We start from the raw sequence: 20,840 nt of genomic DNA on the forward strand, positions 1-20,840 counted from the left end.
GCCTCAGGCGGGCACCCCCGCCTTCGCGTCCCGGAACAGGGTCATCAGCCGCGCCGCCTCCTCGGCGCCCGCCTCGCGCCCCGCCCGCATCCACGTGCGGGTGTCCACCACGTCCGGATCCGTCTCCAGCAGCTCCCGCACGGCTCCGGTGAACACGGTGTTCAGATGGGTGGAGACGTTGATCTTGGTCATTCCCGCGCGAATCGCGGCCTGGATGTCGGCGTCGGCCACGCCCGAGGAGCCGTGCAGCACCAGCGGCACCTCCACGGCGGCGGCGATCTCCTCGATCAGTGCGAGGTCGAGCAGCGCGGTGCGCTCGGTCATCGCATGGGAGGTGCCGACGGCGACGGCGAGCAGGTCCACCCCGGTGTCCGCGACGAAGCGAGCGGCCTCGGCCGGATCCGTGCGGGCGGTGGGGGAGTGCACGCCGTCCTTCCCACCCACCTCGCCGAGCTCCGCCTCGACGCTCACCCCGAGGTCATGTGCCGCCCGCACCACCTCTGCGGTGCGGGCCCGGTTCTCCTCATCGGGCAGCTTCGAGCCGTCGTACATGATCGAGCTGACGCCGAGGTCCAGCGCCTCGCGCACGAGGTCGAGATCGTCGGCGTGGTCGAGGTGGACCACGACGTCGGCCTCTGCGGCGCGCGCGATCTCGAGGGTGGCCAGGCCGATCGGGGCGAGCCCGCCGTGATAGCGGGCGGCGTTCTGGCTGATCTGCAGCACCACCGGGGTGCCGGCGCGAGCGGCGGCCGACGCGAAGGCCTCGGCGTTCTCCACATGGACCACGTTGAAGGCGGCGAGGCCCTCCCCGCGCGAACGGGCGGCACGGGCCGCGGGGGCCAGGGGGATCAGGGGCATGGGATCTCCTCGATCGAGACGGTGGGCAGGAGCCGCGTGGCGAGGCCGACATCGATCTGCCCGGCGACGGGGCAGGTCACAGCGCTCGCACTCACGGCGACGGCATGGCGCAGGACGTCCGGCAGCGGATCCGCGTCCATGAGCAGGCGGGCCGCGAGCACGGCCACGACGGAATCGCCCGCACCCGTGGGGTTACCGCTGATCGCCTCGGCCGGCACGGCCTGCCAGGCGGCGTCTCCCGCGGGGGTGCGGTGCACGCCGAGCATCCCGTCGGCCCCGAGGGAGCACACGACGGTGCCGGCACCGAGGTCGAGCAGGGCCCGTGCCGCAGCCAGCGGGGTGTCCTCGCCGGTCGCGGCGAGAGCTTCGCCGAGATTCGGCTTGAGCACATCGGCCCCGGCGCGCGCGGCGTCCAGCAGCGCCGGGCCCGAGGTGTCCACCAGCACCGGTCGCTCGTGCTCCCGGCACGCCTGCACGAGGCCGGCGAGCTGGTCGCCGTCGAGCCCGGGAGGCAGAGACCCGCTCAGCGTGACCGCGGCGATCCGGCGTGCGTCATCGGAGGGCTGCGGCGAGGTGTCGGAGCTCTGCGGCCCAGTGTCTGAGCTCTGCGGCGCAGCGTCGGAGGAGAGCTGGGCGCGGAGGCCCTCCTTCAGCTGCGAGCACTCGGCGGGGGAGAGGGCGGGTCCCGGCTCGTGGAACCCGGTCGCGCCGTCGGGCGCGACGACGGTGACCGTGCGCCGGCTGCTGCCGGAGATCGGGGTCCAGGCCTGCCGCACCCCGTCGGCCGCGACCAGCAGGTCACGGATCTCCTCGCCGGTCGCGCCGCCGAGCGGGCCCGCGCACAGCGCCCGTCGTCCCAGCTGCGCGAGCACCCGGGCCACGTTGACACCCTTGCCGCCGGGAGCCGCATGCACGCGGCGCACGCGATGCTCGGCGAAGACGGCGATCGTGTCCACCTCGTAGGTGAGATCCAGGGCGGGGTTCGGGGTGAGGGTGAGGATCATCCGACGGGCTCCGTGCGTCGGGCGCGGATCATGCCCAGCAGTCCCGCGCCCTGGCAGCCGGCCCACATGCCGAGCGAGGACGGCAGCACCGGGGGAGCGGGCACCACACCGAGCCGGGCCGCGATCGAGGAGCGCAGGGCCTCCAGCACGATGGAGCCGCCCTCGGCGAGGCCACCGCCGATCACCACCGGACGCGTGCCCACGCTCGAGATGATCGTGGCCAGCGCCTGACCGAGCGTGTCCAGCGCGCTGAACAGGATGGTCTCGGCCTGCGGGTCGCCGTCGCGGGCGCGATCGACCACCGCGCGGGCCGCGGGCCGGCCGCCGTCGGTGAGCACCAGCGGGTCCTCGCCCGCATCGACCAGCGCGGCGTAGCGGCGACCGATCGCGGAGGCGGAGGCCACTTCCTCCAGTCGCATCCTCTGCCCGGTGTACGGCTCCTCGACGAGCACCTGGCCGATCTCCCCGGTGAAGCGGTCGCCGAACACGGCGCCGTCGTGCACCACGGCGGCGGCGATGCCGGTGCCGATGGGCACGAAGAGGAGGTCGGCGACCGGGGGCAGTGACGGCGTGGTGGTGCTCTGGGTGAAGAGCCGGCCGGCGCCCCAGGCGGCCTCGGCCAGTCCGCCGGCGCGCACATCGTGGCCGAGGGCCAGCGGCGCGCCGACCTCTTCCCGCAGCATCGCCCCGAGCTCGAGGTCCTTCCAGCCGAGGTTCACGGCGAGCTCGACCACCTCTCGGTCCTCGTCGAGGATCCCCGGCACGGCGATGCCGACGGGCACCTCGCCGTCCAGCCCGGCCTGGGTGCGCACGGAGGCGGTCTCCCGTGCGATGAGCGCGCACAGGTCATGAGGGTCGCCGGGGGTGGGCAGGGAGTAGGGGATGCCGAGCGAGCCGTCGGAGCCGACCAGGCCGATCTTGGTGCGGGTCCCGCCGACGTCGACCCCGATCGCGCGGGTCACCACATCGCTCCTGGTGCCGGTCACGGCTCGAGGTGGACGGCGCGGGTGAGGTGGCGCGGGGAGTCGGGATCCATGCCGCGAAGCGCGGCGCGGCGCACCGCCCAGAGGTGCACGGCGACCAGCTGGGCCAGGGGGTCGGCCTCGGAGGCGACCCAGTCCGCGCCGGTCGCCGCGACCTGGTCCTGCAGTCCGTCGGGGGCGTCGCCGAAGACGTGGACGACGCGGCCCGGCTCGGCGATCGCGATCGGGCCGTGGCGGTACTCCATCGCGTAGTACGCCTCGGTCCAGGACTGGGTGGCCTCGCGCATCTTCAGCGCCGCCTCGTCCGCCAGGCCCTTGGTCCACCCCGTGCCCAGGAAGGTCACCTGCTCCGCGGTGACCAGCTCGTCGGCCGGTTCGGAGGACAGCACCTGCTCGGCGTCCGCGATCGCGGCGGAGAGGTCCTCCCCGAGGGAGGCGCGCAGCAGCACCAGCGCGGTGGTCGCGAAGCGGGTCTGGACCACGGAGGTCTCGTCGGCGAAATCGAGCACGATCTCGGAGCTCGCCTCCGCGGCGGCAGGCCCCTCGCCCACGGCGGTGATCAGCACCGAAGGTGTCGACGTCGCACGCAGCAGCGCGGTGATCTCGGTGGTGGTCCCGGAGCGGGAGAGCGCCACGATCCGGTCGTACTCGCGGGCGGGGGAGACCTCGGTCGCGGTGACCGCGTCGGTGACCCCGTGCCCGGCCGCCTCGCGCAGCGCCGCGTACGCCATGGCCATGAACCATGAGGTCCCGCAGCCGACGACCAGCACCCGCTCGCCCGGCCGGGGCAACCGGCCGCTCACCTCCGGCAGCACCTCGAGGGCGCGGCGCCAGGTCTCCGGCTGCGAGCGCAGCTCCGACTCGGTCGCCGTGAGGGCGGAGGTCGGGACGGCCGCGGTGGTGGTGGCGGACGAGGTGGTCATGGGGCCTCCCAGAACGAATCGAGCAGAACGAGTCGGGCAGAACGAGTCAGGTGGGCGGGCGGACCCACCCCAAATGCATGTTCCTGACTGTAGCTGCCCTAAACGAGCAAAAGCAATCATTCTGATCCGAGGGTCGTGCCCTTCTCGGGCGGCGACCGTGCGACCTGCCCGCGTACAGCGAGTAGCCCGGTCTGCCGGGCGGTAGCATGCGGGGACCGCGGCCCCGGACCGGCACGCCGCTCGAGATGCTCCAGGAGGGGACCAGGTGAAGTCTGTGCCGGAGTCTGCTCCGGGCGATCCCGGCCCCCGAGGCGCACGAGGGCGCCGTCACCGCCAGGACCTGGTGCTCGATCTCGTCATCGATGCCGGACACGTGAGCGTGGACGACCTGGTCTCGTCGCTCGGGATCTCCCCGGCCACCGCCCGTCGCGACCTCGACGCTCTCGCCGACCAGCAGCTGGTGATCCGCACCCATGGGGGCGCCTCCGCCAATCCCGACGCCAGCTCGCTGCCGATGCGCTATCGCGCCGCCCGCCATGCGGGCGCGAAGGAGGCGATCGCCCGCCGCGCGGTGGGCCTGGTCGACCCCGGCTCCGTGATCGGTCTGAACGGCGGCACCACCACCACGGCCCTCGCCCAGGAGCTCGCCGCCCGCGCCTCGTTCCGCGAGGCCGAGCGCCCCACCGTGCTGGTCACCAACGCGATCAACATCGCCCAGGAGCTCGCGGTGCGCAAGCACCTGCAGCTCGTCGTCACCGGCGGGGTGGTCCGTGAGTCCAGCTTCGAGCTGGTCGGATCCTGGGGCGAGCAGCTGCTCGCCCAGATCCGCATCGACACCCTCTTCCTCGGGGTCAACGCCGTCAGCGCCCGCGACGGCGCCGTCACCCATGACGAGTCCGAGGCCTCGATCAGCGCCCGGCTCATGGAACGCTCCACCCGGGTCGTCGTCGTGGCCGACGCGGAGAAGATCGGTGCCAGCGCGTTCGCGCGCATCACCCCCGCCTCGGGGATCCACGACCTCGTCACCGACAGCGCCGCGGACCCCGCCGCGCTCGAGGCGCTGCGCGAGTCCGGAGTGCGGATCCACCTCGCTGACCTCGATCCCGTCCACCAGGAGGCCGAGCAGGCATGAGCAGCGACGTCACCGTTCCCGCCCCCCACCGCGCGACGATCACCCTGTCGGATGTCGCCCGCGAGGCGGGTGTCTCGATCGCGACCGCCTCGTTCGTGCTCAGCGGGCGGGGAGGCAGCCGCTCCGCCGGTTCACCGGCCACGAAGGCCAAGGTGCGCGCGGCCGCGGAGGCCCTCGGGTACGTCCCCAACCGCAACGCCCAGGCGATGCGCACCGGCCGCGGCGGGGGCATCGTGCTGGCCCTGGGCACGCTGGACGACCCATGGGGCGTGCAGCTGGCCACGCAGGTGCGGGAGGACGCCCTCCCGCACGACCTGTCCACCCTGGTCCTGGCCGACGAGCGCTGGGTCGAGTACCTCTCCGGAGCCTCGGCCGACGCCGCCTTCATCACCAGCGTCGACTTCGTCGAGGAGGGGCCGGAGCGGGTGCGCCGCCTGGCCGCGACCACGCAGACCGGCATCGTCGCCTTCACCGCGCAGATGGAACCGGCCGGGTTCGACGTGATCTCCTCGACCCCGTACCAAGCGATCGCCCACGCCTTCGCCCGGCTGCGGGCCCGGCACGCGACGGTGCACCTGCTGGCACCGGAGCTGGGCGGTGGCGCGTCGCACACGTTCTCCCACCCGCGTGCGCTCGCCTTCCTCGATGCTGCTCGCGAGCACGGGGACCCGAGCCCGGAGAAGCACGTGCGCCTCACCCCCATCGGCGCCCGGGACACCTACCGCTCGAGCCTGGACTGGCTCTCCGGCCCGGACCGCCCCGAGGCCGTCATCTGCTTCACCGGGTACCAGGCGGTGGCCCTGCAGTCCGCCGCCGAGCGCCTGGGGATCGATGTTCCCGGGAGCCTCGAGATCATCTCGATCGGTGACGTGCCTGCCGAGTCCGAGTACTTCGACCCGATCAGCTACTACGGCGTGGACGACGTGTTCGCCCGCATCTCCGCCGTGGTGGTCGACGCCGCCCGCCACCGCGGCGAACGCCAGGGAGAGCTGCACACCTTCGAGTGGCAGTTCTTCCACGGCGCCACCACCCACGACGAGGACGACGAGGAATGAGCATGATGACCTCCTCCACCTGGACCCTTCCCGGCCTGCACCTCACGGACCTCACGCTGCCGGTGCCGCTGGACCACGCCCGGCCCGACTCGCCCACGATCGAGCTGTTCGCGCGCATCGTGGCCGAACCCGACGGGCAGGACCGCCCCTTCCTGGTCTTCCTCCAGGGCGGCCCCGGCTCCGAGGCTCCGCGCCCCGTGGAGGCTTCGTCCCCGCCGTGGCTCGCACGCGCACTGCGGGACCACCGGGTGGTCATGCTCGACCAGCGCGGCACCGGCCGCTCCGCCCCCGTCGGCCTGGACGCGCCGCTGCCGGACGGCGCGATCGACGGCGCCGCCACCCTGCGCGACGCGACCGCCGCCCAGCAGGCCGCCTATCTCACCCACTTCCGGGCCGACGCGATCGCCCATGACGCCGAGCTGCTGCGTGAGCATCTCGGTGCGCAGGCCTGGTCGCTGCTGGGGCAGTCGTTCGGCGGCTTCACCGCCCTGCGCTACCTCAGCGCTCACGCCGGCAGCGTCGACAAGGCCCTGTTCACCGGGGGTCTGCCGACGGTGGGACCCGATATGGACGCCGTCTACGCCACCACCTGGGACGGCATGATCACCCGCAGCGAGCGCTACTGGGCCCGCTTCCCCGAGGATCGCGAGCGCTTCCGTCGCCTCGCCGACTCCGCCGCGTCCGGCACCCTGCGCCTCCCGGACGGCCAGCGCGTGGGCGTCGAGCGTCTGCGCCGCCTGGGCCACCTGCTCGGCGCCTCCGGCGGGCAGGAGCGCCTGCACTACCTGCTGGACCTCGACCCCGCCTCCCCGGCGTTCCTGCACGACCTCGCCGCGGCCCTGCCCTTCGGCGGCCGCAATCCGCTGTACGCCGTGATCCACGAGAGCTGCTGGGCCGACGGGGTCGCGACCCGCTGGACCGCGGACCGCATGATGCCTGACGCCGTGCGCGAGGATCCGACCCTGCTGGCCGGCGAGCACATCCACCGCGACCTGTTCGCGGAGGACCCCGAGCTCGCGCCCTGGGCCGAGGCCGCGGATCTGCTCGCCGAGCACGAGTGGCCGCGGCTCTACGACGAGCAGGCGCTGCGGGCGGCCGACGTGCCCGGCGCAGCGGCCGTCTACTTCGAGGACGCCTATGTGCCGCGGCAGTACTCGCTGGCCACGGCCGAGATGCTGAGCGGTGTGCACCCCTGGGTGACCAGCGAGTACGAGCACAACGGCCTGCGCGCGAGCGGTCAGGGCGTGATCGACCACCTGCTCGACCTCGCCACCGGCCGCCGCGCCGCCTGACGCCCCGCGGGCGATGCGCGCCCCGGAAGAGTGCGCCGTGTCGATCCTCGCGCCTGAGCGATTTCGGATGTTTGACTGGGTGCGTGAATCTTCGGCAGTACCGGCCGGCTGATGCTGGCGCTCTGACCGCGTTCTTGCGCGAGGTCGATCTGACGTTGAGCGGCTTGGATGAGTCGAGCGTGAGGCTATGGGTCGAGCGTGACCGGAGCGGTGAGATCGTCGGGAGTACGGGCTACGAAGTCAGCAGGGACGGCCACCATGCGTTGATCCGCAGTGTGGCCGTCAGCCCGGCCCAGCGGTCTCGTGGGCGGGGGCGCGCTCTCGCGATGTTCGCGCTCGAGCGTGCCGCTGAAGAGGGCTCTACGAGGGCGTGGTTGTTCAGTCGGCGCTCGGGGCCCTTCTGGCAAGGACTGGGGTTCGAGTCTGCTGACCGCGGCGACCTCGCGGAGGTCCTGGCTGACTCGCATCAGGTTCGCTTGTTCCGACAAAGCGGTCAGCTGGCCCGTGAGGTCGCGTGGTCGCGACCTCTGAGCTCTGGGCGGGATGCGCAGGACGAGCTGTTATTCGTGGATGCCTCTCAACAGTTCCCTCATGATCGGGCCGCTTCGACCGGCACCTCGGACCTCGCTGAGCCACGCTGAGCGATGTGTGGAGCCGTCCGGATAGATTTCTCCTATGCCGACATTCCCTCCCCTCCTGCAACCGGGGGACTTGGTGCGAGTGATCGCTCCGTCTCTTTCTCGCTCCTGGGTGACGGAGCACGACCACACGTCGATCATCGAGAAGCGCTTCGCCTCGATGGAATTGCGGTTGAGCTACGGACGCCACGTCGATGAGCGCGATGCCTTCGGCTCCTCGTCGATCGCCTCGCGGGTCACTGATCTGCACGAGGCTGTCGCGGACCCGGAGGTGCGCGCAATTCTCACGGTCATCGGGGGTACCAACAGCAACGAGCTTCTCCCGCACCTGGATTTCGACCTCTTCGCCGCGAATCCCAAGATCCTCTGCGGCTACTCTGACATCACTGCTTTGCAGTGTGCGGTCCTGGAACGTGCGGGGCTCGTGACCTACAGCGGCCCGCACTGGTCCAGCTTCGGCATGCGCGACCACTTCTCCCAGACCCAGACGGGGTTTCATCGAGCGCTGTTCGAGGGGGCGCCGTTCGAGGTCGAGTCTTCGAAGGAGTGGACGGACGATCTCTGGTTCCTCGATCAGGAGGACCGGCATCTCGAGTCTGACGGCGGCTGGTGGACGCTGCAGGCCGGGTCAGCGGAGGGGCGCGTGGTCGGGACGAACCTCTGCACACTGAATCTGCTTCAAGGCACCCCGTACATGCCTTCGCTCGAGGGCGCGCTGCTCGTCCTGGAAGATGACTCGGCGAGCGATGCCGCGGAGTTCGCTCGCAACCTCACGTCGCTGCTGCAGCTTCCGGATGCCGACGGCGTGCGGGGGCTCGTCGTCGGGCGGTTCCAGCGTCGATCCGGAGTGACGCGGGATCTTCTCGCGGAGATCATCGCGCGACAACCGGCACTTGCCGGAAAGCCCGTGCTGGCCGGCGCCGACGTGGGACACACTATGCCGTTGGCCACCCTGCCGATCGGCGGGCGGGCAGAGTTGGTCGTCGGCAGCGAGGCTCGATTCCGGATCGTGGAGGGCTAAGGGGGCGAACCGGGTCGGGCTGTATGAGGGCCCAACCGGCTTCACACGTCGAGATCCGGCTCCACCGAGCTGATGACCTTGTTCTTCTTCCGGGCGTACTCGATCTCGCGTCGCGTCGCGGACCCGATGTAGCCGGCTTCGCTCACCACGCGGACCTCGTCCGCCAGGTCGATCCTTCTCAGATGCAGCTCGCCCAGCGCGGCCCGTCGAGCGGGCGTCAGCTCTTCGCTGATCGTCTCCGGGCTGAGCACGATGACTCCCAGGGAAGTCAGCCGTCGCCGCTCTCCAGGGGTATCGACTGATCGGCATGACGATCTGCATGAGTGACCTCACTCACTGAATGTCCCCAAAAGGCCCGTGTACGGCCGTGTCCACTTGTGGATGTCGACCAGTGGTCGGGAACGGCTCGACTTATTAGTGCGATGCAACTAATAATGTTCGCCGTGGCCGTTCCGTGCGGCCCGCACTGATGCGAGGCCCCACTGCGTGCTCGCGAACCCTGACGAAGGAGTCCACCTCGTGACGATCCAGGAACCCCGGGCGGGCTTCGCTCCGGACCCGACCATCGACCTTGAGGGCAGCCCGAACCGCATCGGGCCGAAGCTGCCGATCCCGCACCTGGGGATCAAGCCCGAGGCCAAGCGCCCCATCTGGTTCATCGCCGGCATCGTGCTCGCTCAGTTCGGCATCTACGTGGCCCTGCTCGGGCCGGCGACGGTCTCGATCCAGCTGAAGGCGCAGACCCTCACCACGGACGCGGCCGAGCAGGTGGCGATGACGGCGATGGTCATCGCGCCCGGTGCGCTCGCGGCGGTCATCTTCAATGCGATCGGCGGGCGCATCTCGGACCGCACCACCTCCGGTCTGGGCAGACGCCGCCCCTGGATGGTCCTCGGCATCATGGGCCTGACGCTCTCACTGCTGCTCATCGCCCTCGCCACCGGCCCCCTCATGATGGCCATTGGGTGGTTCCTGTCCCAGGCCTGCGCGAATCTCGCCTTCGCCGCCTTCCTCGCGTCCGTCGCGGATCAGCTGCCCGCCGAGCAGTACGGCAAGACCTCCGGCCTGATCGGCATCGCGCAGAACTCGGCGGTCATGGTCGCGACCTGGCTGAGCGCCGCCTTCTCCAGCAACATGCTGCTGCTCTTCATGGTCCCGGCAGTGCTGGGCCTGGTCCTGGTGTCGGTGTACGCCCTGATGCTCCCGGAGCCGGTGCTCAAGGCGAACCGCTATCCGTTCAACCTGCGAGAGCTCGTCGCGACCTTCTGGACCAATCCGGTGAAGCACCCGGACTTCGGTCTGGCCTGGTGGGGCCGCTTCCTCATCATCCTGGCGTCCTACCTCTTCATCACCTTCCGCCTGTTCTACATGACCAACCACCTCGGCCTCTCCGCCGGGGCCGCAGCGGCTGCGGTCGCCGTCGGGGTCACGGTCTACACCGTGGCCTCGATGGTCGCGGGTCTGCTGGCCGGGTGGCTCTCCGACAAGCTCGGCCGACGCAAGGTCATGGTCGCCGTCTCGATCCTCGTCTTCGGCATCGGCACCTACGGCCTCCTGCACGTCGACACCGTCACCGGCTTCTACGTGTGCGAAGCGATCATGGGTATCGCCTATGGCATGTACCTCGCCGTCGATCTCGCCCTCGTGTTCGAGGTGCTCCCGGACCGCGAGAACGCCGGCAAGGATCTGGGCGTGTTCAACATGGCCAACGCCCTGCCCCAGTCGCTCGCGCCGGGCGTCGGCGGGTTTCTTCTCGCCAAGCTCGGAGGCGGCACCGACTTCACGGCGCTGCTGGTTGCCGCGGCCATCTCGGCCCTCTTCGGGGCGGTCCTCACGATGTTCATCCGCGGCGTGAAATAGTGGGCGTCTGACAAGGCACGGCTGGGACGGGACACCTCGTCCTGGCCGTTCCTCGTCGTCCCGGAACTGGTGGACGCCGCGAGCCGAGAAGAACGATGAGCCGAGGAGAGCGATGAGCACTGCTGCTCACGACGGGCGATCCGTGCGCCGGCGCCCCGGGCGTCCGCGCGGCCAGGATTCGGCGGTGGTGCGCGAGGCGGCATTGCGCGCGGCGATCGACCTCATCGCCCGGCAGGGCTTCGCCGCGACCTCGATGGCGCAGGTCGCGGCGGCCGCCGGCATCTCGCCCTCCGGTCTCGCCCATCACTTCTCCTCGAAGAAGGCGTTGCTCGGAGCGGTGCTCGATCACCGCGACGCCGCGGACTCCGACCCGCGAGCGGCGTTCGGCGACGGTCCCTGGGCCGATTTCGAGCACCTGACTCATGTGGCGCAGCTGAACCAGGGCAGGCGCCAGCTCGTGCATCTCTACACCACGATGATCGGCGAGGCCGCGACGGCCGAGCATCCTGCGCACGAATGGATGCTGGGCCACTACTCCGTCGTCGTCGGGATGCTCGTCGACGGCATACGAGCGGCACAGCGCGAGGGCCACGTGCGGGCCGACGCCCCTGCTGAGCGCATCGCTCGCACGACGGTCGCTCTGATGGACGGCCTGCAGGTGCAGTGGCTGCTGGACCCGGAGATCGACATGGGTGCGGCCATGGCCGAGCACGTCGAGGAGCTCAAGCAGAAGTGGAGCACCGCGGGCGCCTGAGACGGCTGCTGGTCGCGTCGGCCGAGCCGGCTGCGCTGGTCGCGTCGGCCGAGCTGGCTGCGCTGGCTGAGCCGACTGCGTCGGCTGCGTCGGCCGAGGCGCCGCCAGGTCAGACGTCGACCGCGAGCCGGAAGCCCTTGTTGCCACTCGCATCCTCCGCCGCGGTCGCACTGCGCGCAGCGACGCGATAGCGGTTGCAGTACGAGTCGTGGCACAGGTACGAGCCGCCCCGCATCACGCGCACGTCGCCGGTCATCGAGGAGGCCTGTCCGGTGGTCCAGGGGTCGCTGCACCATTCCCAGACGTTCCCCGCCACCTCGTACAGGCCGAAATCGTTGGGAGGGAACGAGCGCACCGGCGCTGTCGCGAGATATCCGTCCTCGAGCGTGTTGCGCACGGGGAAGGCACCCTGCCAGATGTTGCAGCGGTGCTCACCGCCGGGAGTGAGCTCATCGCCCCAGGCGTAGCGGGCCTGGTCCAGGCCCCCACGGGCCGCTTTCTCCCATTCCGCCTCCCGGGGCAGACGCATCCCGCACCACTGTGCGAAGGCCTCTGCGTCCCGCAGCGAGACGTGCACGACGGGATGTTCGGCGCGCTCGGCGACGTTCGATCCCGGTCCCTCGGGCTGGTCCCAGCGCGCGCCCTCGACCGCGCGCCACCAGGGCGTCCCCGGAGGCTTGCGGCTCGCCCGGCGCAGCTCCTTCTCGAGCAGCGCGGCGAACACGAAGGACCAGCCGAACTCCTCGGCCTCGGTGACATAACCGGTCTCGTCCACGAAGGCGGCGAACTCCGCGTTGGTCACGCAGGTCGGATCGATCCGGAATGCCGGCAGGTCGACGGACCGCACGGGGGACTCGCCATCGCCAGGATTGCGGTCCCGATCCTCGGTGCCCATGCGGAAGGAGCCCGCAGCGATCGTCACCGCGCGCTCGGCGCGGGCGCGCACGGCGTCCGTCGGAGCCGCCCACGCATGAGAGGTCGAGGGAGCCGACGCCGTCGGCCGAGTGGCAAGGCCCCCGCCCGACGAAGGAGGCTCGGCACCATGCATCGATTCGCGCCCGGCGGCGCAGCAGGACGCCACGGCGGCGGGCGCGGCGTCGGGTGCGGCATCAGAGGCGGGGGCGTGCGTGGGGTCGCGACGATCGCGCGGGGCAGTCATACGGACCACCGTATGCCGCCGCGGGCCGGGACGGCTGACCCGCCGTCCCCGTACGGCGAGGACGGTGCTGACGAGGAGCGTGCTGACGAGAAGTGTGCTGGCTCCTCACGTCGTCCGGCACTGGACGCGACCTGCAAGGATGCCGCAACACCTCCGATGTGTCCGCGTAGGGTTCTGGGAAACATCCCTCGATGATCATCGCGTGGCCAGGGAGGGCCCTTCCCGAGGAGGAGCCGGATCGAAGCGCGCCCGTGTCGCCCTCGCCGATGCCTACCTGGGGCTCCTCAGGGATCTGAGTGCATGAACACAGATCCGCGACCTCGATGTATTGGCGAGTAAACGATCCCTTGCTACGTTAGGGTGCACGTCACACCGGCCGGCATTTCCGGACCTCAACGATCCGATGTCTTCCTGCAGTGTCTTCCTGCAGGGAGACGCGTGAGCGGCCCCCTCCGATGAAGCGGGATGACAGTGGAACCACCTCTCCTCGAAGTGCGCGGGATCAGCAAGAGCTTCCCGGGCGTCAAAGCCCTCCAGGGCGTCGAGTTCCAGCTCGACGCCGGGGAGGTGCTCGTGCTGGTCGGCGAGAACGGCGCCGGCAAGTCCACGCTCATGAAGATCCTCTCCGGCATCTATGCGCGGGACGAAGGCACGATCGCGGTCGACGGCCGCGAGGTCGACATCACCGGGCCGGCCGACGCCCAGGAGCTGGGGATCAGCATCATCCACCAGGAGATGAACCTGATGCCCGACCTCACGGTCGCGCAGAACATCTATCTCGGCCGTGAGCCCCGCAGAGGCCTGATGCTCGACGAGAAGGCCCTGAACCGGCAGGCCGCCGCGCTGCTCGGCGATCTGGGCATCCAGCTGGATCCGCGCACCAAGGTCTCCACCCTCACGGTCGCCGCCCAGCAGATGGTCGAGATCGCCAAGGCGCTGTCCGTGGACGCGCGAGTGCTGATCATGGACGAGCCCACCAGCGCCCTGACCGACACCGAGGTGGAGACCCTGTTCGGGCTGATCGAGTCCCTGCGCGCCTCCGGCACCGGGATCATCTACATCTCCCATCGGATGGAGGAGCTCAAGCGCCTCGCCGACCGGGTGACCGTGCTGCGGGACGGCCAGTACATCGGCTCCCTGGACCGCGACGAGATCGATGTGCCCACGATCATCGAGATGATGGTGGGCCGCACGATCGACACCGGGTCGAAGCCCGAGCCGTTCGACACGGCCGGTCGCGACGTGGTGCTGAAGGTCGACGGACTGAGCACGAGGACCCTGCTCAAGGACGTCGGCTTCGAGCTGCACCGCGGGGAGATCCTCGGCTTCGCCGGCCTGATGGGCGCCGGGCGCACCGAGACCGCGCGGGCCATCATCGGCGCCGACCCGTCCACCAGCGGGCGAGTCGAGATCAACGGTCGCGTGGCCCGGATCCGTCAGCCCGCAGACGCGGTGCGTCACGGGATCGGATACCTCTCCGAGGACCGCAAGAGCCTCGGCCTGCTGCTCGAGCAGTCCGTCACCACCAACACCATCGCCGCCTCCCTCGGCCGCTTCTCGGGCCTGCTCGGGATCATGAACGACCGTCGGGCCCGACGCGTCGCGCAGCAGCACGTGGAAGACCTGCGCACCCGGACCCCGAACGTCGAGCAGCCCGTGAAGCTCCTGTCCGGAGGCAACCAGCAGAAGGTCGTCATCGCCAAGTGGCTGGTGCGCGACTGCGACATCCTCATCTTCGACGAGCCCACCCGAGGCATCGACGTCGGCGCGAAGGAGGAGATCTACACGCTCCTCCAGAAGCTCGCCGCCACCGGCACCTCGATCATCGTCATCTCCAGCGAGCTGCCCGAAGTGCTCCGCCTGTCCCATCGCATCGTCGTGATGGCCAACGGCCGGATCACCGGGACCCTCGCCAGCGAGGACGCCACCCAGAACTCGATCATGGACCTCGCCACGAGGTTCGATGCCGCAGAAGGAGCCGCAGCATGAGCAGCAGCGAGAACGGCGCAGCCGTCGCCACGGAGGCGAGAGCGGGCGGCACGACCGCCGCGCCCTCCACTCCCGCCTGGAGGGCCTGGCTCCAGCAAGGTCTCGCCTTCGGCACCCTGATCGCCCTCCTCCTGTTCTTCTGGGCGGCGAGCCCGCGCTTCCTGACCTGGTCGAACATCTCCGGTGTGCTGCTGGCCACCGCGGTGATCGGCATCCTGGCGCTGGGCACCACCTTTGTGATCACCACCGCCGGGATCGACCTGTCCATCGGGACCGGCATGACCCTGTGCTCGGTGATGACAGGCATCTTCGCCGTGGACCTCGGGCTGCCGATGCCGCTCGCGGTGCTGCTCGGAATCCTCACAGGCGGAGTGATCGGCCTGCTCAACGGGCTCAACGTCGCGATACTGGGGCTGCCTCCGTTCATCGCCACCCTCGCGATGATGATGATCGCCCAGGGCCTCGCCCTCGTGATCTCCGGCGTCTCCCCGATCTACTTCAACGACGTGCCCTCCTTCCAGAGCATCGCGCTCGGCACGCTGATACCGGGGCTCCCCAACGCCGTGCTGATCATGTTCCTGGTGGCCGCGCTCGCCTGGTTCCTGCTGTCCAAGACGATCTTCGGCCGGATCACCGTGGCCATCGGCTCCAACGAGGAGGCGGCGCGCCTGTCCGGCATCGACACCCGTCGCTGGAAGCTGATCATCTACATCGTCGCGGGCCTGTTCACGGGTGTCGCCGGCGTGGTGATGGCCTCCCGCCTGGGCTCCGCACAGCCACAGCTGGGCGTGGGGTACGAGCTGCAGGCCATCGCCGCCGTGATCATCGGCGGCACCTCCCTGATGGGCGGCCGCGGTTCGATCACCGGCACCCTGATCGGCGCGCTCATCATGAGCGTCCTCATCAACGGGCTGCGCATCCTCTCGATCCAGACCGAGTGGCAGAACGTCGTGGTCGGCATCGTCATCGCCCTCGCGGTCTTCTTCGACACCCTGCGCAACAAGAGGTCCGCCTGAGGCCCCGGCCGAAGGAGCGTCCGACGAGCACCACCGCCACGACCTCCGTCACCCCCACCAGTTCCACCGCCCGCAGCCCCACCCCAGCCCGCAGCACCCGGCCTCCCGCACCGACGCGAGGAGCCCGCCCCACCCACGAGGTGCCGGATCCGGCACCGAGGATCGGAGTCACGATGGAGTTCACCCGAAGGTCCGGTATCACGGCGCTCGCCGCCGCACCCCTGCTCGTCGCCCTGTCCGCCTGCAACCGCGGAGGCGGTGAGGGCGGTGAGGACGCACTCGACATCGCCCTCATCTCCAAGGGCTTCCAGCACCAGTTCTGGCAGGCCGTGAAGAAGGGCGCGGAGGAGGCCGCCGAGGAGCACGGCGTGACCATCAGCTTCGACGGCCCCGCCGCCGAGACCGAGATCGACAGCCAGCTGCAGATGTTCCAGGCGGCCATCGACCGCGCCCCCGATGCGATCTGCTTCGCGGCCCTGGACCCCGAGGCCTGCGTGCCTCTCTACGACAGAGCCGAGGGCGCGGACATCCCGATCGTCGAGTTCGACGCCGGCTGCGACAGCGACTACTCCCAGAACCTCGCAGCCACGGACAACAAGGCCGCCGGGGCGATCGCCGCTGAGCACCTCGCCGAGGCCATCGGCGGCAAGGGCGAGATCGCGATCGTCGCGCACAGCCAGATCAACGCCACCAGCGTGGACCGGCGCGACGGCTTCGTGGAGTACATCGAGGAGAACAATCCCGACATCGCGATCGTCGACATCCAGTACGGCGACGGCGACCATCTGAAGTCCGCTGACGTCGCCAAGGCCATGATCGGCGCGAACGACCTGGTGGGCATGTACGGCACCAACGAGGGCTCGGCGATCGGCGTCGTCAACGCGGTCAAGGAGCTCGGCCTGAGCGGCGAGGAGATCAAGGTGGTCGGCTTCGACTCGGGCTCCGCGCAGCAGGAGGCGATCCGCGACGGCGTCATGCTCGGCGCCGTCACCCAGGATCCGCAGTCCATCGGCCGCCTCACGGTCGAGGCCGCGATCTCCGCGGTCAAGGGGGAGGACCTCGAGGAGTTCACCGACACCGGCTCGTACTGGTACGACGCCGACAACATCGACGACGACGAGATCCAGGCGATGGTCTACGACTGAGAGGCCCCGACCGGCCCGGCCGGCCTGACAGAACTGGCCGGGCCGGCCGCTCCGACCGGCTCGCGGTCCTGCTCCCGCCCTCCGCTTTCCGCTTTCCGCTCTCCCGCGATCCCACCACTCCACCGAAAGGCCCACCACCCATGCTCACCGGCATCGACCCCCTGCTCTCCGGCGACCTGCTGCGGCTCCTCGACCACATGGGGCACAACGACACCCTGCTGGTCACCGACGCCCACTACCCCTCTCATGCGATGGGTGTGCCCGTGATCGATCTGGCCGTCCCCTCACCGGAGGCAGTGCGCGCCGTGCGCACCGTGCTGCCCGTGGACATGTACGCAGGCCCGTCCGTCACCCTCATGACGCCCGAGCCCGGCACCGGCGAGGAGGTGCAGGCCGAGATCCAGGAGGCCGCAGCCGCACGAGCCGACCGCATCGCATGGATCGACCGCTTCGACTTCTACGACCGTGGCCGAGAGGTCTTCGCGGTGCTGCGCACCCTGGAGACGCGCAAGTACGGCTGCGTCATGCTGCGCAAGGGCGTGGTGGGGGACGACGACGCCTGAACCGCGTGTGACGGTTGTCACCGGCACGCTTCGTTGTTAGCGTCGACGGGGCGCGCAGAGCGCCGAAAAACGTTTCCGCGTGCACCGCACGACGTGGTGCGGTGCCTTCGGCGCCGCGCGCGACCAGACCCGACGACGATGACGGAGGAACGCGCCGTGACGCACCGAGCCCCGCAGCAGAGCGACCAGAGCCGACAGGACCGCACAGGCAAGGACGGGAAGAAGCCGGGGCGCCGCCGTGTGCTCGCCTCCCTGGGCGCCCTGCCCGCCGGGGCGGTGCTCGCCACGGCCGGTGCGGCCCAGGCCGCTCCCTCCGGACGGGGCGGGCGCGCCGCCGAGGGGGACTTCTCCCTCGGCGTCGAACGCCTCCAGGAGCCCGAGGCGCTGGAGACCCTGCGCGATGCGAACGTCGGCCTCATCACCAACCCCACCGGCGCCGATCGCGAGCTGCGCTCCACGATCGACATCCTGGTCGCCGCGCAGGAGGAGGGCGGATTCACGCTGACCGCGCTGTTCGGCCCCGAGCACGGGGTCCGCGGGGCCGAGCCCGCGGGCGGATCCGTCGGCGACTACGTCGACGAGAAGACGGGCCTGCCGGTGCGCTCGCTGTACGGCGACACCCAGAAGCCCACGCCGGAGATGCTCGAGGACGTCGACGTGCTGATCTTCGACATCCAGGACGTCGGCGTCCGCTATTACACGTACATCTGGACCCTCTACTACGCGATGGAGGCGGCGGGGGAGAACGACAAGCGCTTCATCGTGCTGGACCGCCCGAACCCGCTGGGCACCGACATCGAGGGCTTCCTGCTCGAGCCCGAGCTGTCCTCCTTCGTGGGTCTGCGGGAGATCCCCCAGACCCACGGCCTCACCGTCGGCGAGCTCGCCTCGCTGTTCAACGGCGAGTTCCTCGACAAGGCCGTGGACCTCGAGGTCCTCGAGATGACCGGGTACGACCCGTCGGCCCCGCCCATCCAGGAGCTGCCCTGGGTGCTGCCCTCCCCGAACATCCCCACCCCGGACACCGCCGTGGTCTACGCCGGCACCGGACTGATCGAGTCGATCAACGTCTCCGAGGGGCGCGGCACCACCACCCCGTTCCTCTGGTTCGGTGCCCCCTTCATCACAGAGGCCCAGGTCGACGCGATCATCGCCGATCTGCAGGCCGCGAAGCTGCCCGGCGTGCTGTACCGACCGATGTTCGCCACCCCCACCACCTCCAAGCACGCCGGGGAGTTCTGCGGCGGCCTGCAGCTGCACGTCACCGACGCCGCGGCCTACGAGCCGGTGCGCACCGGCATCCACGTGCTCGCCGCGCTGTTCGCGAACGTCGACGAGGTCGACTGGCGCGAGGAGGAGGACTGCCGCACCGAGGACGACGTGTGCTGGATCGACAAGCTCTCGGGCACCAAGCGCACCCGCACGATGCTCGAGGCCGGCAAGAGCGCCGAATCCATCGTCACCGCGTGGAGGCGCGATGCACGCCGCTTCCAGCTGACCACCGAGCGCTACCGTCGCTACTGAGGAGCAGCCCATGACACCCCGCATCCCTCACCCTCGCCCCCCGCAGACCCCCGCTTCGGCCTCCGCCGCCCCGCCCTCCGGCTCCGCGGATCGCACCCTTCTCACCCGTCGTGCGTTCGGCGCGGCCGCGCTCGCCGGGGGAGCCTTCGCGGTGCCCGCTGCCGCCCGAGCCGACGGCGCGCGGCAGGAGGAGCGGATCGACGAGCTGCTCGCCGCCCTGAGCATCGAGCAGAAGATCGGTCAGATGTTCGTGGCCGTCGGATACGGCGCCACGGCGGACGAGCCCCACGAATCCAACACGAGCACCACCGGCGTGGACACGATCGCCGAGATCGTGCGCACCCACCACGTGGGCGGCCTCATCTACTTCACCTGGAGCGAGAACCTCGAGGACATCGAGCAGGTCGCGACGCTCTCGAACGATGCGCAGACCGCCGCGCTCGACGCCGGTGGGATCCCGCTGCTCATCAGCGCCGACGAGGAGCGGGGCGTCGTCTACCGCCTGCCCGCTCCTGCCACGCCGCTGCCCGGAGCGATGGCCCTCGGCGCGACGGGGTCCCGGGCCCATGCCCGACGGGCCGGGGAGATCGTGGGCGCCGAGATGCGCGCCGCCGGCCTCCACCAGGCCTTCGCCCCCGTGGTCGACGTCAACGTCGAAGCGCAGAATCCTGTCATCGGAGTGCGCTCCCTGGGCGCGGATCCGGCCGCGGTCGCCCGCCTCGGCACCGCCCAGATCCTGGGCCTGCAGGGCGCGAACTGCTCGGCCGCCGCGAAGCACTTCCCCGGCCATGGCGACACCGCGACCGATTCCCATGTGGGGCTGCCGGTCATCGATCACACCCGCGAGCAGCTCGACGAGCTGGACCTGCCGCCCTTCCTCGCCGCGATCGAGGCGGGGATCGACTCGATCATGACCGCGCACATCATGGTCCCGGCGCTCGACGACTCCGGAGTGCCCGCGACCCTCTCGCACCCGATCCTCACCGGGCTGCTGCGTGAGGAGCTCGGCTACGACGGCGTCATCGTCACCGACTCCCTCGCCATGGAGGGCGTGCGCACGCTGTTCTCCGACGACCGGGTGCCGGTCGAGGCGATCCTCGCCGGCGCGGACCAGATGCTCATGCCGCCGGACCTCGCCGCCGCGATCGGCGGCGTGCGCGACGCGGTGGCCGGCGGCGAGATCACCGAAGAACGTCTGGACGCGTCGGTGCGCCGCATCCTCGCCCAGAAACTTCGTCGCGGACTGTTCGAGGGGGTCGAGGTCGATGCCGCCGCCGCGACCGGCACGGTCGGCGCACGACGCGCGATGAGCTCCGCCCGGTCCATCGCGGAGGACTCCCTCACCCTCCTCGCCGACGACGACGGCACCCTGCCGCTCGAGGCTGGAGCGGCGGTGCTGGTCACCGGGGCGGGCAGCGACGCGAAACTTCGGGTCGCCGCCGATGCCCTCGAGGATCAGGGCTTCGCGGCCACCGTCGTCGCGACCCCGACGATGGACGCCACGGAGATCGACCAGGCGGCGACGGCGGCTTCCGAGGCCGACGCAGTGCTGGTGTTCACCTCGTCCTCCGCGTTCACCACGCCGGACGAGCAGGTGGCCCTGGTGACGGAGCTGGCCGCGGGGGAGGCGCCCGTCGTGCACGTCTCGCTGCGCAACCCCTACGACGTGGTGCACGTCGGGCCGGTCGACGCCTCCCTCGCCGCCTACGGCGACTCTGATGCGTCGCTCCGCGCCGTGGCCGGGATCCTCGCCGGGACCGTCAGCCTGCGCGGGAGGCTCCCGGTCGCGATCCCCACGGCCGACGGCACGGGGGAGGCGTACCCGCTCGGTCACGGCCTGCGCTGACCGGCTCAGGCCTCGCGCTGACCGGCTCGGTTCGTGCGCCGACCGGCTCGGGCAGGTGCTGACGGGGCTTGACCTGCC

Annotated in this window: 19 protein-coding genes; 13 read left to right on the forward strand and 6 right to left on the reverse strand. The window is 70.6% G+C overall.

What is annotated here, in order from left to right:
- Positions 1–3: 3 nt before the first annotated feature.
- Genes CIK81_RS05395 through CIK81_RS05410 form a run of 4 tightly spaced genes read right to left on the reverse strand, consistent with a single transcriptional unit; the run spans position 4 to position 3,768 of the window.
- Positions 4–858 (reverse strand): class II fructose-bisphosphate aldolase, encoded by an 855-nt coding sequence (locus CIK81_RS05395; protein ID WP_114355481.1) that lies wholly within the window; start codon positions 856–858, stop codon positions 4–6.
- Positions 849–1,862 carry a 1-phosphofructokinase family hexose kinase gene (locus CIK81_RS05400; protein WP_114355482.1) on the reverse strand — a complete coding sequence of 338 codons (1,014 nt, stop codon included), beginning with the start codon at positions 1,860–1,862 and terminating at the stop codon, positions 849–851. The genes CIK81_RS05395 and CIK81_RS05400 overlap by 10 nt, the downstream gene beginning before the upstream one ends.
- Positions 1,859–2,824, reverse strand: a complete 966-nt coding sequence (locus tag CIK81_RS05405) for an ROK family protein (RefSeq protein ID WP_158541931.1) — start codon at positions 2,822–2,824, stop codon at positions 1,859–1,861. Before CIK81_RS05405 ends, CIK81_RS05400 begins: the two co-directional genes overlap by 4 nt.
- A 20-nt stretch (positions 2,825–2,844) precedes the next feature.
- Positions 2,845–3,768 (reverse strand): SIS domain-containing protein, encoded by a 924-nt coding sequence (locus CIK81_RS05410; protein WP_114355484.1) that lies wholly within the window; start codon positions 3,766–3,768, stop codon positions 2,845–2,847.
- Positions 3,769–4,033: 265 nt separating this feature from the next.
- Between CIK81_RS05410 and CIK81_RS05415 the strand changes: the two genes are divergently transcribed.
- From CIK81_RS05415 to CIK81_RS05435, 5 genes are all read left to right on the forward strand, one after another.
- Positions 4,034–4,900, forward strand: coding sequence for a DeoR/GlpR family DNA-binding transcription regulator (locus CIK81_RS05415; RefSeq protein ID WP_114305121.1), 867 nt, complete (start codon positions 4,034–4,036; stop codon positions 4,898–4,900).
- Positions 4,897–5,955, forward strand: a complete 1,059-nt coding sequence (locus CIK81_RS05420; protein WP_114305122.1) for a LacI family DNA-binding transcriptional regulator — start codon at positions 4,897–4,899, stop codon at positions 5,953–5,955. The genes CIK81_RS05415 and CIK81_RS05420 overlap by 4 nt, the downstream gene beginning before the upstream one ends.
- Before the next feature lie 2 nt (positions 5,956–5,957).
- Positions 5,958–7,247 carry an alpha/beta fold hydrolase gene (locus CIK81_RS05425; RefSeq protein WP_158541946.1) on the forward strand — a complete coding sequence of 430 codons (1,290 nt, stop codon included), beginning with the start codon at positions 5,958–5,960 and terminating at the stop codon, positions 7,245–7,247.
- Between the two features lie 179 nt (positions 7,248–7,426).
- Positions 7,427–7,888, forward strand: a complete 462-nt coding sequence (locus CIK81_RS05430; RefSeq protein WP_199586304.1) for a GNAT family N-acetyltransferase — start codon at positions 7,427–7,429, stop codon at positions 7,886–7,888.
- A gap of 34 nt (positions 7,889–7,922) precedes the next feature.
- Positions 7,923–8,906, forward strand: a complete 984-nt coding sequence (locus CIK81_RS05435; RefSeq protein WP_114307083.1) for a S66 peptidase family protein — start codon at positions 7,923–7,925, stop codon at positions 8,904–8,906.
- Between the two features lie 41 nt (positions 8,907–8,947).
- On the opposite strand, the gene CIK81_RS05440 is transcribed toward CIK81_RS05435, so the two are convergent.
- On the reverse strand, positions 8,948–9,157 hold the full coding sequence (locus CIK81_RS05440; RefSeq protein WP_241963986.1) for a hypothetical protein: 210 nt from the start codon (positions 9,155–9,157) through the stop codon (positions 8,948–8,950).
- A 268-nt stretch (positions 9,158–9,425) separates the two neighbouring features.
- On the opposite strand from CIK81_RS05440, the gene CIK81_RS05445 reads away from it, so the two are divergent.
- Complete coding sequence (locus tag CIK81_RS05445; RefSeq protein ID WP_158541932.1) at positions 9,426–10,766, forward strand: MFS transporter; 1,341 nt, start codon at positions 9,426–9,428, stop codon at positions 10,764–10,766.
- Between the two features lie 112 nt (positions 10,767–10,878).
- Positions 10,879–11,520: a TetR/AcrR family transcriptional regulator gene (locus CIK81_RS05450; protein ID WP_096165839.1), complete on the forward strand. Its 642-nt coding sequence runs from the start codon at positions 10,879–10,881 to the stop codon at positions 11,518–11,520.
- Between the two features lie 109 nt (positions 11,521–11,629).
- Here CIK81_RS05450 and CIK81_RS05455 read toward each other — a convergent pair whose 3' ends face one another.
- Positions 11,630–12,679 (reverse strand): formylglycine-generating enzyme family protein, encoded by a 1,050-nt coding sequence (locus CIK81_RS05455; RefSeq protein WP_241963987.1) that lies wholly within the window; start codon positions 12,677–12,679, stop codon positions 11,630–11,632.
- Positions 12,680–13,144: 465 nt separating this feature from the next.
- On the opposite strand from CIK81_RS05455, the gene CIK81_RS05460 reads away from it, so the two are divergent.
- The 6 genes from CIK81_RS05460 to CIK81_RS05485 all read left to right on the forward strand — a co-directional run bounded on the left by CIK81_RS05460 (position 13,145) and on the right by CIK81_RS05485 (position 20,762).
- The gene (locus CIK81_RS05460; protein WP_176485625.1) at positions 13,145–14,668 is read left to right on the forward strand and encodes a sugar ABC transporter ATP-binding protein; all 1,524 of its coding nucleotides are present in this window, start codon (positions 13,145–13,147) and stop codon (positions 14,666–14,668) included.
- Positions 14,665–15,684 carry an ABC transporter permease gene (locus CIK81_RS05465; RefSeq protein WP_096165838.1) on the forward strand — a complete coding sequence of 340 codons (1,020 nt, stop codon included), beginning with the start codon at positions 14,665–14,667 and terminating at the stop codon, positions 15,682–15,684. Before CIK81_RS05460 ends, CIK81_RS05465 begins: the two co-directional genes overlap by 4 nt.
- A gap of 173 nt (positions 15,685–15,857) precedes the next feature.
- Complete coding sequence (locus CIK81_RS05470) at positions 15,858–16,829, forward strand: ABC transporter substrate-binding protein (protein WP_096165837.1); 972 nt, start codon at positions 15,858–15,860, stop codon at positions 16,827–16,829.
- Positions 16,830–16,969: 140 nt separating this feature from the next.
- Complete coding sequence (locus CIK81_RS05475; RefSeq protein WP_096165836.1) at positions 16,970–17,392, forward strand: RbsD/FucU domain-containing protein; 423 nt, start codon at positions 16,970–16,972, stop codon at positions 17,390–17,392.
- Positions 17,393–17,548: 156 nt separating this feature from the next.
- Entirely contained in the window at positions 17,549–18,916 is a 1,368-nt protein-coding gene (locus CIK81_RS05480) for an exo-beta-N-acetylmuramidase NamZ domain-containing protein (protein WP_241963989.1), read from the forward strand.
- Between the two features lie 10 nt (positions 18,917–18,926).
- Entirely contained in the window at positions 18,927–20,762 is a 1,836-nt protein-coding gene (locus CIK81_RS05485; RefSeq protein WP_096196506.1) for a glycoside hydrolase family 3 protein, read from the forward strand.
- Positions 20,763–20,840: the final 78 nt, after the last annotated feature.

The sequence above is a fragment of the Brachybacterium sp. JB7 genome (assembly GCF_003335205.1).
Classification (GTDB): Bacteria; Actinomycetota; Actinomycetes; order Actinomycetales; family Dermabacteraceae; genus Brachybacterium; species Brachybacterium alimentarium.